The following is a 13,555-nucleotide window of genomic DNA, read 5'->3' on the forward strand; positions in this document are numbered from 1 at the left end:
CTTTACGTCTCCTTAACGCAGTTTCTTGCCGAAACCTATAATATCAAGCGGGAACGATAAACCTAATGAAACATCTGGCGCATCTTCCGTTAAACCAATTCCAACGGTCCCATTGACGATTGTTGCAGGTGAAACACGTACACCTAAAGCAAAGGACAACATCGAGCTACTTTGATCAGCAGACTTAAAACTTTCCCCATTCTTAAAGTAGAATTTCGCACCCGTATTAAAGCTTTGCTGGTATGACATCGTTAGTGAGACATCATAATTAAATGAATATGCAAAACCAAATGAGAAGCCACCACTCAAACCAGGATCAAAACTTTCTAAAATACGAGCTCCCTCCGCACCACCACCACGAAGTTGATTTAAACCGCTTTCTTTAAAGCCATAACTTGCTGAAACAGAACTAAATAAAACCACTGGATCAATATATTTACGGGTACTGACACCACCACCCACAGAATAATAGCCCTTACCTGTAGATAATTCATCAACAGCAATTTCATAAGGACTATCTCCCGTTTTGGTTGATGCACTACCAAATATAATCAAAGGAAGACGACCTTGTTTAAGAGGAAATGGTTCCCAACGCGCACTAAAAGAAATATCTCCTAAACCTGCAGCCGTTTTATCATCTATTAATTGTTTTTTTGCCATAAAGGGCAACGATGCAGATAAAGTCAGGTTATCCAAGACACCATATTGCAAAGTAAAGGTATTGGTCAGAGTATGGTTCGCATCCTCTTCAACACGTAAGTTATTTAAACGTCCATCTTCCAATGATGCATCAATACGGCTATCTCTATAATAGGTATAATCAATATCATAATATGAAGATATAGTCCCCTTCTTGATCAAAGAATATTGACGCTCGCTTGCCGTAAAGACCTCTTGTAAATTTGCTTCTTGTGATGCATCACCTTCTTGTTGTTGCAAAGCACTCGCTGCTTGATTCGCATCACCATCTGGCACAACAACCGACTCAACCACATCACCTGCTGATGTTTCTTGCTCAGCTTGCACTTGCTCAGCATAATCTACTTGAGGTTGTTCTTCAGCATAAAGAGTTGTTGTGATTGCACTTAAACTTAAGGCAAGCACACTCATATTCATCCATTGATTATTCATTCTAACATCCTACTTATGCATTTAATTTACTAAAACTTAAGAACTATTTGCGCTTATAGTACATTCGCATATAAGTCGTTACTGGTTGGTTATAACGAGTTGAATCTGGATTGGTATCTATAACTCGGCGCATCGTCGAAGCACGATCGGCTAAACGTTCAAAACGCGGCGTTTGAAACTGAGTATCCACAAGTGCATATTTATTGATTGTCGCATCTTCAACATGTCGCATATCCGCATCTTGTAAAGCCAAAAGATTCTTTCGATATTGTTCAGGTACATCAACCAAAAAGAGCGTGTTATTATCCCAGACCTCTTTGAAACGTGTCTCATCAAAACTGATATTTCCTAATGCCGGATCAGCGACATAAACACGCCCATCTTTATATGCCTTATAAACAACGAAATGCTTAAAGCCAGCATAAGTAATTGGAACAATTGCAGGCTGCTTTAATGCAGTAAGGTCAGAAAACTGCCCTCGATAGCCCCCGCTATTTAACCCTAATGCAGCCACAAACCTTTTCATATCTAACAAAGAAAAGCTACGACGCTCAATGATTCGCTGATATTCACCATACTGTAGTAAACCAGACATTGTTTGCTGTTCTGTTAAACTCAAACCAGCATAACCATTTAACAATGTAGTTAATGCTGCTGAACCACAGCTATAATCGTAAACCTGACGTACAATACCGCGGAACTGATCTTCCACAGCAGGCTTAATAGTGACGGCTTCGCGGTGATTCCGTGTAAACGAAGGATTACGAGAGTCTAGGGTTTCTGTATAATACACAGTCCCATCCGGTTTTTTTTCTATTTCAAAGGCTTGCGTTGTAAAGTAATACATCAATGCCGAGCCTAAAGCGATCTCTAACATAAGTCTCTTTTTCTAACCGTGGCAGCACTTGCCTTATTCATTTTATTTTTAGTGTTTCAATCATTAAAACACTACGTCCCTGCATGTTGAAGATACCTTTTTTTATGAAAAAATACAGCTTTTTTTTATTTTTTTTGACGAAATGTATATTTTCTTTAATAAGACCAGCTTTATGTATCCATAAAAATATCTGTAAGGTACTTTTAGTTCATAAAGATTATTTCAATAAACAAAAAAAGCGCAAATTGCGCTTTTTTTGTTTGGAAACTGATTAGTGACCAGAAATCGTGATAGTTGATGTACCAACATTTAAACCTTGGATTTCCACATCACCAATAGATGCATTAGTAGAACCAGTCGCCTGAGCACCCAAACGTACACCTTCTAAGTAAACATTCATACCTTGAGTACTATTATTTTTTAACTGAAGCCCATTTTGCGTCACAGAAATATCTGTATCAATATCAAGATCACCAGTGGTATTACCCGTACCACGAACATAAATATTGTCTAGGTAGATTTGACCACCACCAGCAGCATCATTAATACCAAGGTTAGAAATCGTCAAGCCACCTTCTAGAGTAGAATCAAGTTTGATCATCGCACCTTGTGGCGTAGCACCCAATTGAACATTAGCAGAGATTGCACCTAAAGATAGGTCTAATCCTGTTAGAATTTCAGTTGGTGTTCCTGTAACACCACGAACAGCCGTTGTAGTATCAGTCAAACTAGCACCGTTTGATGGCGCAACACCAATTGAACCAATACTAATATCTACTGCACCAACACTTGCAGCGATGTTAAGGAATGCTTCACCAGATGTACCCGCATCAGTATCAATCACTAAATCAAGTAAATTATCTGTACTAGTTTGAGTGATCGTAATACCATCAATTGCAATTGCACCCGCTACGCCAGTTGCACCAGTGATACCTGTTGATGTTTGTAAACCATCATTATCATGAAGGTATAATTTATCGATAGAAATACCAGTAGAATCTAAAGCAATACCGATATTAATCCCATCTTGACCTGTTGCAGCGCTTAGTGCAGCATCATCCATTGACTGCATAGCCATTGCATTTGCGCTAATCGCCATTGAAGAAACTAAAACTAGTTTAGTAAACATTTTCATTGAGCACTCTCCCAAGAGCATTTATTTTTTTGACTTTCACTACTCTAAACTGTCCACTGTCGTTTTTCTTTAATGACAATCTGAACTTCCAATCCTTGAGTAGTTCGCTTAGCAAGTACTAAATTACTCGTTTGTTATTTTATGTTCAACTCCTGTTAAATGTTTTTTACCAATAAACCGATAAACGGCTGAATCATTAAAAACTTGACTAAGAGCTACAGACAAACAATAAGCATTTAAAATATATAATAATTTAAAGAAATATATGCTTGTTTTTAAGTGCGCATTTTCAAGAGATGCCGCTTTATTCTACTGACAGAAGCTCAATATCAGGGATGTAACAAAATACAAATGAGCATCAACAATATGTAGAAAAAATCAGTTTGATTAAAATTTATTTTTCGATATTCATTCAAACAAATATTCGATGTTTTTTTAATCTGACGTATCAGTAGATTTTTATTGGTTGTAGTACAATTTGATACCTCAAATACAGATGAAGTCATTGTTGTTTTATGTCTTATTTTAATCGCAAGCTTAATACGCAACTCACATCTGCATTTGACCTGCTATTACAATTAGATGGTTTGACTGGTTTAACCTATTTGTATGATCAAAACAATCCAATTATCGCATTTACACCTAAAGCATTCTTAATTATAGAGCGTTCGACACTACAACAATTTGATCGTATTGAATTTGATCAATATCAGAAGAGCACCACGACATCAATTTTAGAATTCACCAATTTAGACCCAACCTCGCCTCCAAAGGCAAACAATGTCAGTTTCCAAGGGGGCTATATTGGATTTTTTAGTTATGACTATGCAGCACAAATCAATATTGACAATACTATCCGCTCACAACCTTGTTTTTTCTTAGGCAAATATCAAACGTTCTTAAAGTTCCAAAATAATGCTTGGTATTTCCATAGCGATGAAGACGAAGCGCAATACATTTATGATCAAATCTGTCATCGATTAGAACAGCCCAAAAAAAATGTGAAACTTAACTTAGTTTCAAAATGCCATCCGCGCTGGTCAAAACAACAATATATGGATGCTTTTGATGAGGTCCAAGAATATATTAAAGCTGGGGATTGCTATCAAATCAATCTAACGCAAGAATTTAAAGCGAAAGTTGAGGGATCATTGTTGAGTCAGGCCCAAACTTTGTGGGATCTCACACATGCACCTTATGCAGGGTATCTTAATATTAGTAATTTTGAGTTACTAAGCTGCTCTCCTGAACTATTTATTGAGTTTCAGGCCGAACGAAAAATCAAAACACGTCCAATCAAAGGCACCATGCCGCGCTTTAATGATCCTGAACAGGATCAAATCTCTAAGAACAAGCTAAGTCAATCTGAAAAAGATCAAGCTGAAAATGTGATGATCGTAGATTTGCTGCGAAATGATTTAAGCGTTTATGCAGAAATAGGATCTGTAGAAACAACAAAACTGTTTGAAATAGAAAGCTTTAACCAAGTTCATCATATGGTCAGTGAAATTACAGCAATACTAAAAGAAGAAATTAATCCAATGCAAATGTTGTTGTCCGCCCTTCCCGGTGGATCAATTACGGGTGCACCGAAAATCCGTGCTATGCAAATCATTGAGCAGTTAGAAGGCGCTCCACGTGGTGCATATTGCGGTAGTCTCGGTTATTTTAATTTTGATGGAACAGGTCGCTGGAATATTTTGATCCGCAGTATTCAAAAATATCAAAATGAATTATCAATGTGGGCTGGAGGCGGTATTACGATCGCATCAGATGCGGAAGCCGAATATCAAGAATGTTTTGATAAAATTTCTGCCATGATTGATTTACTCAATACATGGCAGAAATCCGAAAAATAAATATCGGTCTATAATATCTTTGTTTTGAGCGTCTCAACCAAACGTTGATTTTGCTCATCCGTACCGATCGTGATACGCAAGAATTGATTAATTCTTGGTTTATTAAAATAACGAACAATAATTCCCTGTTCGCGAAGCTGCTGAGCAAGCTGTGCTGCGTCATGTTGAGGGTGCGTAGCAAAAATAAAATTTGCCTTTGATGGTAAAATATTGAAGCCGAGCGCATTTAAATCACTGACCAATTTCTCTCGACTTTGAATCACTTTTTGGCATTGTGCTTCAAAATAACCTTGATCTTCAAATGAAGCTACTGCTACTGCAATCGCGAAACGATCAATTGGATAAGAGTTAAAACTATTTTTTACCGCTTCAAGTGCAGCAATTAAATGACTTTGTGCAATCGCAAAACCCACACGCAGACCCGCAAGCGAACGTGACTTAGATGTCGTTTGGCAAACGACGAGATTGTCATAACGACTGACTAATTGAACAGCTGTCTCAGCACCAAAATCGACATAAGCTTCATCTATCACAACCACACGATTTGGATTTGCCTGTAATACTTTTTCTATCTCCGCCAATCCCAACGCAATACTTGTAGGTGCATTGGGGTTGGTAATAATAATGCCGCCATTTTCTTGCTGATAGTCTGAAATCTCAATTTCAAAATTTTCATTCAATGGAATTTGCTTCGTTTCAATCCCAAAAAACTGACTATAAACAGGATAAAAACTATACGTAATATCAGGATAAAGGATCGGTTGTTTTTGAATGAAGAAGGCTTTAAAAATATGAGCTAACACCTCATCCGAACCATTACCTACAAAAACTTGCTCAACATCTACATTTTGCTGTTTTGCAATCGCTTGTTTTAATGCAGTTGCATCTGGATCAGGATATAGACGTAAAGCATCGGCTTGATTGGATAATACAGCTTGAACAGCTTCTACCACCTTTGGTGAAGGCGGATATGGATTTTCATTGGTATTAAGTTTAAGTAAATTCTGAATTTTTGGTTGTTCACCAGGCACATACGGCTCTAGTTCACGAACCTCAGGACTCCAAAAACGCATTTGTTCTGTTGTAAACGTCATTTTCTATTCTCTTGTTACCCCCTCCTAACCTCGCCCCAAGGGAGAGGAGTCTTCAAACCTATTTCACATGTATCGTGACAAGTCCCCTCTCATTTTAGGAGAGGGTCAGGGAGAGGTTTATATTTTTTATAGTGCTAGGCTACAGCACTCACTTCTAGTTCAAACTTCATAACGGTAACGTGCTGAACGTGCGTGAGCATCAAGATTTTCTTGCACTGCGAGTACATCAGCAGTTTTCGCTAGGGTTTTAACCCCATCTTTTGAGCACATAATCAAACTTGAGCGCTTTTGAAAATCATATACACCTAATGGCGATGAGAAACGTGCAGTGCCCGATGTTGGCAAGACGTGGTTTGGTCCTGCACAATAGTCTCCGATTGCTTCTGGTGTATAACGTCCCATAAAGATCGCACCAGCATGACGAATGTCTTGACTCATCAATTCAGCATCATCCAAACAAAGTTCCAAATGCTCAGGGGCCACTTGGTTGATCAACTCAACCGCTTCTGCTCGGTCTTTGACCAGTACCAATGCACCACGATTTTGAATTGAAGTTCGCGCAATTTCTGCTTTCGGCAATTCATTTAAATGTTTTTCAATCGCAGCTTCAACGGCATTGAGAAGCGCTTCATCAGGTGTAATGAAAATCGCTTGAGCAACTGTATCGTGTTCGGCTTGAGATAACACATCCATTGCTAACCAATCGGCATTATTTTCACCTTCAGCATAGACCAAAATTTCAGAAGGCCCCGCGATCATATCAATACCGACTTGACCAAATACGGCACGTTTCGCTGCTGCTACAAATCGATTGCCTGGTCCAGTAATTTTGTCTACAGGAGGAATAGTCTGTGTGCCATACGCCAACGCAGCAACAGCCTGCGCACCACCAATGGTAAAAACTCGACTAACACCAGCCAAATATGCTGCGGCTAAAACCAATGGATTCAGTTCACCATTCGGTGCCGGAACCACCATAATAATTTCAGGTACACCCGCAACATGTGCAGGTAAAGCATTCATCAGCACAGAGGATGGGTAAGAAGCTAACCCACCTGGCACATAGATTCCCACTCGATCAAGCGGAGTAACCTTCTGCCCTAAGGTATTACCTAGTTCATCTACGTAAGTCCAACCCTCTTGCTTCTGCGCCTGATGGAATGAACGAATACGTTTTGCTGCCAACTCTAAGGCTTCACGGATTTCAGTACTTAAACCGTCAAAGGCAGTCTTAAGTTGTGCTTGTGTCAGTTCTAAATCAGAAAATTGATGCGCTGGATGTCGATCGAACTGCTGCGTTAACTTAAGTACATGATCATCGCCATGCTGACGAACATCGGCAATAATCTGGTCTACAGTTTGAATTAGTTGAGGATCATTCACAGTTTCAAATGCCAAAAGCTCAGCAAATGTTTGTTTAAAATTCTGATCCTGAGTCGATAAACGTCGCATCAATTTACCTACAAGGTGAAAAAGAGAAAGCTAAGTTTACTCTTTTTAATCAGATTTGTGGGGGCAATATCTGCTTAAAAAATCAATAGTAAAGAGCGAATTCTTCAATAAACCATGAATACCGCTTCATCAAGACAAAACCCTAATAAACAATAATAAAATTTATCAATTAAAAACAATATCTTATAAAATATTTTAAATTTTCTGTCACAACTTCACTTTCTGAATCGTCAATTTAGTAACGCTATTGATTTAAACGAGGAACATTAAAAATGGCAAAGCTAAATACTCATCCGAAAACACATTTACCAGAAGCGATTCGGTCTCTCTATCAAGTACATCAAAATATTGACGACTCTGCTTTACTGGAACGATCGCTCTATCATCTTGTTCTGCTACAAGCCTCGCAAATCAACCAGTGTGCTTTCTGTGTCAAAATGCACATTGTAGAAGCACTAGCTGACGGGGAAACACAAACACGTTTAGATCGCTTGATTGTTTGGCGTCACTGTTCGGATTTTAGTGCGCAAGAAAAAGCTGCATTTGCCTGGGTAGAAGCACTCACCCATTTACAACCGCAAACAGATTACCAACCACTTCGTGTCGAGTTACTTAAATACTTCAATGAACAGCAAATCTCTGCTTTAACTTTATTGATTGGCATGATTAATTTGTGGAATCGCATCGGCATTTCGCAACACTAAAATTAAATGAATAGACCAACCAATATCAGTCAAGACGACTTAAACCTATTTCAGGCAAGCCGAACATTTTTGTTTGGTCTTGCCTATCGACTTTTAGGTTCAACAAGTGATGCTGAAGATGCTTTACAAGATGTTTTTATAAAATGGCAACAGCAACCCAAACATGAAATTATCTATCCACAAGCTTGGCTTACCACCATATGCACAAGACATTGTATTGATCTATTGCGCTCTCATCACAAATCTCGGACAGATTATATCGGAACATGGTTGCCTGAACCCTATCATCATACTGAAGAGTTATTGGTCGAATCAGATTACACCCTTTCCACTGCCTTTCTGCTCATCTTAGAAAAACTGTCTGTCAAAGAGCGTGCCGCTTATATATTGCATGAGATATTCAATCTTGATTATGCTGAAATTGCAGACATACTTTTAGAACAGCAAAATTATTGTCGCCAATTGGTGACTCGCAGTAAGAAACGGATTGCAGAGCAGCCCAAAGTACTTTCGACCATACCGACTTCTCATCAGATAACTTTGCTGAATGCATTCAAAGATGCGATTCATTCACACAATCTAGAGCAACTTAAAGCACTTTTAAGTGAAGATATTTTATTTACAGCCGATGGCGGTGGTAAAGTTTCCGCAATTCGGCAACCCTTTACGGATCTGAACAGTGTATTACGCTTTTTTGAACGTTTACTCTTTCAAGCATGGACTGAGTTATCTTGGGAAATGTGTTATTTGAATGGCAATATCGGTTTCAAACTATATGATCAGCAACATCATTGTGTGATCGTACTAACTTTTCATTTTGATCAACAGCACATCTCCGACATTTATGTTTTGCGCAACCCTGAAAAACTCTAATAAAAAAGGCCAACCTTAGTTGACCTTCAATATTTCATTCGAAATTTTTTAGCGATTATTAATCGCCTGCTCAAGCTGCGTCAGAATCGGATTGAGTAAAGCTTGTTTACGCTTAAAACTTGCTTTGTTGACGATCAAGCGAGATGATACTTTGCAAATTTCTTCCAAAGGCTCCAAACCATTGGCACGTAAAGTATTACCTGTATCCACCACGTCAACAATGTAATCACCTAAACCAACCAAAGGTGCAAGCTCCATTGATCCGTAAAGTTTAATCACATCAACCTGCTCACCTAAGCTTGCATAGTATTGACGGGTTAGATTGACATATTTAGTCGCGATCTTTAAACGACCTTTCGGACGTTCCATACCTACTTTACCTGCAGTCATTAACTTACAGTTTGCAATTTTTAGATCAAGCAACTCATAAACATGTTGTGCACCATGTTCCATCAATACATCTTTGCCCGCCACACCAAAATCTGCTGCGCCATTTTCAACATAAGTCGGCACATCAGAAGCACGTAAAATTAAAATACGAACTTTTTTATGGGTGGTTGGAAAAATTAATTTACGAGATTTATCAGGATCTTCAAGTAAATTGATACCTGCATTTTCTAGTAACGGTAATGTTTCCTTTAAGATACGACCTTTACTGAGTGCTAAAGTTAAACCATGATCAAAATTGCCCATCACATCAAAATTTGGATCATCGTTTCTTAAGTCATTCATCCTTTTACTCGCTTAATCTGAGCGCCTAAACTTTGCAACTTTTCTTCCACGTGTTCATAACCACGATCTATATGATAGATACGATCAACTAGTGTTTCCCCCTCTGCAACCAATGCAGCAAGAACTAAAGAGAAAGAAGCTCGTAAATCAGTTGCCATTACAGGTGCTGCTTGAAGTTTTTCGACGCCTGTTACAACCGCATCATGTCCTTCAACTTGAATGTTAGCACCCATACGTGAAAGTTCAGGGACATGCATAAAACGGTTTTCGAAAATCGTTTCTGAAATCGTTGCAAAACCGCGACCAATCGCATTGACAGCCATAATTTGTGCTTGCATATCGGTCGGAAATTCAGGGTGTGGTAAGGTTCTAAAACTCACAGCTTTAGGACGCTTGCCCTGCATATCTAATTCGATCCAGTCATCACCACGTGTGACTTCTGCACCCATTTCCTCAAACTTATCCAACACTGCTTCAAGCAAGCTAGGATCAGTATGCGTCGTTTTGACTCGACCACCCGTAATCGCAGCTGCAGCCAAATATGAACCCGTTTCAATACGATCAGCAACTACCGCATATTCACAACCATGTAAGCTTTCGACGCCCGTTACCACAAGCGTATCAGTATCCAGACCTTCAATCTTGGCACCCATCTTAATCAACATTTGCGCAAGATCAGTAATTTCAGGCTCACGTGCTGCATTACGAATCGTGGTTACACCCTCTGCTAATGCTGCTGCCATCAAGATATTTTCGGTACCACCCACGGTCACCATATCAAAAATGACTTCACCACCTTTTAAGCGACCATCAACTGAAGCATGCACATAACCATTTTCAACTTCAATCTGTGCACCTAAAGCCTCTAACGCTTTTAAATGCTGATCAACTGGACGTGAGCCGATTGCACAACCACCTGGTAATGATACTTTTGCATTTCCATAGCGCGCCAATAATGGTCCAAGCACCAAAATAGATGCACGCATGGTTTTTACCAGTTCATAAGGTGCAAACTGATTGTCTAATGTCGAAGCATCAGCACACACCGTTTCACCTTCATAACTCATGGTCACACCGAGACCAGCAATTAATTTTACTAATGTATTTACATCTTTTAGATTTGGAACATTGGTAAGCGTAATCGGAGAATCAGCTAGAATCATCGCTGCAAGTAAAGGTAAAGCTGCATTTTTAGCACCAGAAATGCGCACTTCACCCTCGAGCTTAACACCGCCCGTAATTAAAAATTTATCCATTAATATTTAAGCTCCGAAAAGGCTTGCTTTGCGCCATTCGTCTTTTGTCATTGCACGAATCGTTACAGCATGGACTGCACCGCTCGCAATATAAGAATTTAAAGGTGCATAAACCGCTTGTTGACGACTAACGGTACGTTTACCTTCAAACTGATCATCAACAATACGTAGGTCAAATTTTCCAGCTTGTCCACTCACTGCTACTTCTGCTTCAGGGAAAGCTTCTTTTAAAATTTGCGTGAGCTGCTCACTATTCATTACCAAGACCTCTTATACAACCATTGGTGTAAAACGCGTTATTTTACTATAACTTTTTCACATAATTCAGTATACAGCTTCTTTTTTATCAATAAAAAAAAAGAGGCTCAACAAAAAGCCTCTTTTATAAAATAAAAATCAACTTATAAGAGCCAGCTCATGTTGATAAGAACATTGTATTTTTCTATGTTTTGCAAGTTGTCTTTTTAATTTTTCTGTTAATTTTTTAATCGAAGTATACATATCATCAGCTGTTGCTTGTGCAAACAATTCTACCCCTGGAAGGCGAATAATCGCCTCTGCAATATGGTTTGCACTCCCCTTATGTGACCGTTTATCTACTTGATGATCCTTAGCCAATTTGATTTGCATACTGTTCACCTGATCCAGATGCTTGGTCATTTGACTAAACTTCTCTTTTATATTTTCTTCAATTGCTGGTGTAATGGTTAAATGGTGTCCACGAATTGTTATTTGCATAATTCTATCCCTCACCTTCTTCTCAGGATTCAAGAACGTCGCTTAAGCAAATTTAATGCACATTTTGTGGTTCAATATCCATTAAATCATTTTCAGCGACTCCTCTAGTGATCATTAAAAGATTCATTATTTCGTAATAATGAACCCCTAGAATAGTCACACCTTGAAATTCAGATCAAGACTTTTCTTTCAGAAGATGATGGAATATGTAACGATTCACGATATTTTGCGACCGTGCGTCGTGCGACCTCAATCCCTTCCACTTTCAACATTTCAGCAATTGCGTTATCTGACAACGGCTTACATGGATTCTCATTTGAAACTAGCTTTTTGATCATAGCGCGGATCGCAGTAGAAGATGCTTCCCCACCTGTTGTCGTTCCCACATGACTAGAAAAAAAGTATTTCAATTCGAATAGACCACGTGGCGTAAGCATATATTTATTGGTTGTCACACGAGACACAGTCGATTCATGCAATTCCACCTCTTCCGCCACATCGCGTAAAACCAAAGGTTTCATCGCTTCAGGACCTTGCTCTAAAAATGCTCGTTGATGTTCAACAATACAGGTCGCAACCTTTAATAACGTTTTATGGCGCTCATCGATGCTTTTTATAAAATTCTTGGCCTCAAGCATTTGATTACGCAAATAGACATTATCATCACTTTGATCCGCACGACGAATCATTCCAGAATAAAAGGAGTTAATACGCAGTTTTGGCATAACATCAGGATTGAGCTGAACCTGCCAATGTTGATCTTTTTTCGCAACAACCACATCGGGAACTTGATACTCAGATTCTTGTTGATTGAATTCCAGCCCTGGATAAGGCTTTAATGTTCTTAATAGATCAACTGCTGACTTTAATTGTTCTTTTGACAAGCCAGTTTGTTTCAATAATTTATTTAAATCATTTGAAATAAGTAACTCGTAATATTTAAGAAGATTCTTCGCCTCACTCACATAAGGCGCATGCTCATTCAATGCTTCAAGTTGAATTCTTAAGCATTCGGCCAAATTTCTCGAACCTACCCCAATCGGATCTAAGTGTTGAATATGTTTAAGAACAACGATAATTTCATCCAATTCAATCTCTTCATCGCTGTCCATCTCTTCTAAAAAGCGTGTAGTTGCCAATTGAATATCTTCAAGTTCAGCATCTAAAAAGCCCTTTTCATCAAGAGAGTCAACAATGCAATAAGCGATTAACTTATCAATAGATGAAAAATGCAATAAATTAACTTGTTCTAAAATATGTTCTTTTAAATTATGTTGAACCTGCCGATTATCTTCTCGTTCTTCATATTCAGGAGATCCCAATGCCGTTGATTGGTGTGTATAAACATCATCCCACTCTGTATCAACAGGCAAATCATTTGGCAAATGATCAGCATTTAACTCCGTCGTCAAATCAGCATTTTCTTTACTTTCCAATGTAGAAAGACTTTCTGTTGTTCCTGATTCTTCTATTTTTTCCAGTAAAGGGTTACTATCAAGCTGAATTTGAATTTCTTGTTCCAGCTCTAGGCTTGATAACTGTAGAAGACGAATCGCCTGCTGTAATTGAGGAGTTAACGACAAGCTATTCGCAACTTTCAATCCAACAGATAATTTCATAGAGCCTTCCTTTTAATTAAACAAGCAAAAAACATGCCCATAAAAATATTTATAACATAAAGTAATGTTTACGCATACAAGGAAA

The 13,555-nt window shown here is 38.6% G+C and carries 13 protein-coding genes; 3 read left to right on the forward strand and 10 right to left on the reverse strand.

What is annotated here, in order from left to right; translation table 11 throughout:
* Positions 1–12 precede the first annotated feature (12 nt).
* From AAC851_RS05935 to filA, 3 genes are all read right to left on the reverse strand, one after another.
* On the reverse strand, positions 13–1,131 hold the full coding sequence (locus AAC851_RS05935) for a transporter (RefSeq protein ID WP_005091602.1): 1,119 nt from the start codon (positions 1,129–1,131) through the stop codon (positions 13–15).
* Between the two features lie 43 nt (positions 1,132–1,174).
* Positions 1,175–2,008, reverse strand: a complete 834-nt coding sequence (gene filB / locus AAC851_RS05940) for a putative pilus system C39 family peptidase FilB (RefSeq protein WP_125501240.1) — start codon at positions 2,006–2,008, stop codon at positions 1,175–1,177.
* A gap of 271 nt (positions 2,009–2,279) precedes the next feature.
* Positions 2,280–3,143 carry a putative pilus system protein FilA gene (filA, locus tag AAC851_RS05945; protein WP_340600650.1) on the reverse strand — a complete coding sequence of 288 codons (864 nt, stop codon included), beginning with the start codon at positions 3,141–3,143 and terminating at the stop codon, positions 2,280–2,282.
* 515 nt (positions 3,144–3,658) lie between these two features.
* Between filA and AAC851_RS05950 the strand changes: the two genes are divergently transcribed.
* Positions 3,659–5,002, forward strand: coding sequence for an anthranilate synthase component I family protein (locus tag AAC851_RS05950; RefSeq protein WP_262569697.1), 1,344 nt, complete (start codon positions 3,659–3,661; stop codon positions 5,000–5,002).
* An 8-nt stretch (positions 5,003–5,010) separates the two neighbouring features.
* On the opposite strand, the gene hisC is transcribed toward AAC851_RS05950, so the two are convergent.
* Together hisC and hisD are read right to left on the reverse strand one after the other, a co-directional pair.
* The gene (gene hisC, locus AAC851_RS05955) at positions 5,011–6,096 is read right to left on the reverse strand and encodes a histidinol-phosphate transaminase (protein ID WP_262569696.1); all 1,086 of its coding nucleotides are present in this window, start codon (positions 6,094–6,096) and stop codon (positions 5,011–5,013) included.
* A 159-nt stretch (positions 6,097–6,255) separates the two neighbouring features.
* Positions 6,256–7,548: a histidinol dehydrogenase gene (hisD, locus tag AAC851_RS05960; protein ID WP_109441603.1), complete on the reverse strand. Its 1,293-nt coding sequence runs from the start codon at positions 7,546–7,548 to the stop codon at positions 6,256–6,258.
* A gap of 272 nt (positions 7,549–7,820) precedes the next feature.
* Between hisD and AAC851_RS05965 the strand changes: the two genes are divergently transcribed.
* Positions 7,821–8,252 (forward strand): carboxymuconolactone decarboxylase family protein, encoded by a 432-nt coding sequence (locus AAC851_RS05965; RefSeq protein ID WP_160127268.1) that lies wholly within the window; start codon positions 7,821–7,823, stop codon positions 8,250–8,252.
* Positions 8,253–8,258: 6 nt separating this feature from the next.
* Positions 8,259–9,125: a sigma-70 family RNA polymerase sigma factor gene (locus tag AAC851_RS05970; RefSeq protein WP_109441601.1), complete on the forward strand. Its 867-nt coding sequence runs from the start codon at positions 8,259–8,261 to the stop codon at positions 9,123–9,125.
* A 48-nt stretch (positions 9,126–9,173) separates the two neighbouring features.
* Here AAC851_RS05970 and hisG read toward each other — a convergent pair whose 3' ends face one another.
* The 5 genes from hisG to AAC851_RS05995 all read right to left on the reverse strand — a co-directional run bounded on the left by hisG (position 9,174) and on the right by AAC851_RS05995 (position 13,470).
* Positions 9,174–9,857: an ATP phosphoribosyltransferase gene (gene hisG / locus AAC851_RS05975; RefSeq protein ID WP_004799890.1), complete on the reverse strand. Its 684-nt coding sequence runs from the start codon at positions 9,855–9,857 to the stop codon at positions 9,174–9,176.
* Positions 9,854–11,113: a UDP-N-acetylglucosamine 1-carboxyvinyltransferase gene (gene murA / locus AAC851_RS05980; RefSeq protein WP_004637998.1), complete on the reverse strand. Its 1,260-nt coding sequence runs from the start codon at positions 11,111–11,113 to the stop codon at positions 9,854–9,856. The genes hisG and murA overlap by 4 nt, the downstream gene beginning before the upstream one ends.
* Positions 11,114–11,119: 6 nt before the next feature.
* Positions 11,120–11,371, reverse strand: coding sequence for a BolA family iron metabolism protein IbaG (gene ibaG, locus AAC851_RS05985; protein WP_004637997.1), 252 nt, complete (start codon positions 11,369–11,371; stop codon positions 11,120–11,122).
* Positions 11,372–11,509: 138 nt separating this feature from the next.
* On the reverse strand, positions 11,510–11,851 hold the full coding sequence (hpf, locus tag AAC851_RS05990; protein ID WP_004637996.1) for a ribosome hibernation-promoting factor, HPF/YfiA family: 342 nt from the start codon (positions 11,849–11,851) through the stop codon (positions 11,510–11,512).
* Positions 11,852–12,021: 170 nt separating this feature from the next.
* Entirely contained in the window at positions 12,022–13,470 is a 1,449-nt protein-coding gene (locus AAC851_RS05995) for an RNA polymerase factor sigma-54 (RefSeq protein WP_161411368.1), read from the reverse strand.
* Between the last annotated feature and the right edge of the window lie 85 nt (positions 13,471–13,555).

This window comes from Acinetobacter sp. HZNU-JH01 (assembly GCF_037996845.1).
Taxonomy (GTDB): Bacteria; Pseudomonadota; Gammaproteobacteria; order Pseudomonadales; family Moraxellaceae; genus Acinetobacter; species Acinetobacter haemolyticus.

Excerpts from the sequence above, each read along its gene's own strand:
- AAC851_RS05935 (WP_005091602.1), bottom strand. The coding sequence starts at position 1,131 with ATGAATAATCAATGGATGAATATGAGTGTGCTTGCCTTAAGTTTAAGT.
- filB (WP_125501240.1), bottom strand. The coding sequence starts at position 2,008 with ATGTTAGAGATCGCTTTAGGCTCGGCATTGATGTATTACTTTACAACG.
- filA (WP_340600650.1), bottom strand. The coding sequence starts at position 3,143 with ATGAAAATGTTTACTAAACTAGTTTTAGTTTCTTCAATGGCGATTAGC.
- AAC851_RS05950 (WP_262569697.1), top strand. The coding sequence starts at position 3,659 with ATGTCTTATTTTAATCGCAAGCTTAATACGCAACTCACATCTGCATTT.
- hisC (WP_262569696.1), bottom strand. The coding sequence starts at position 6,096 with ATGACGTTTACAACAGAACAAATGCGTTTTTGGAGTCCTGAGGTTCGT.
- hisD (WP_109441603.1), bottom strand. The coding sequence starts at position 7,548 with ATGCGACGTTTATCGACTCAGGATCAGAATTTTAAACAAACATTTGCT.
- AAC851_RS05965 (WP_160127268.1), top strand. The coding sequence starts at position 7,821 with ATGGCAAAGCTAAATACTCATCCGAAAACACATTTACCAGAAGCGATT.
- AAC851_RS05970 (WP_109441601.1), top strand. The coding sequence starts at position 8,259 with ATGAATAGACCAACCAATATCAGTCAAGACGACTTAAACCTATTTCAG.
- hisG (WP_004799890.1), bottom strand. The coding sequence starts at position 9,857 with ATGAATGACTTAAGAAACGATGATCCAAATTTTGATGTGATGGGCAAT.
- murA (WP_004637998.1), bottom strand. The coding sequence starts at position 11,113 with ATGGATAAATTTTTAATTACGGGCGGTGTTAAGCTCGAGGGTGAAGTG.
- ibaG (WP_004637997.1), bottom strand. The coding sequence starts at position 11,371 with ATGAATAGTGAGCAGCTCACGCAAATTTTAAAAGAAGCTTTCCCTGAA.
- hpf (WP_004637996.1), bottom strand. The coding sequence starts at position 11,851 with ATGCAAATAACAATTCGTGGACACCATTTAACCATTACACCAGCAATT.
- AAC851_RS05995 (WP_161411368.1), bottom strand. The coding sequence starts at position 13,470 with ATGAAATTATCTGTTGGATTGAAAGTTGCGAATAGCTTGTCGTTAACT.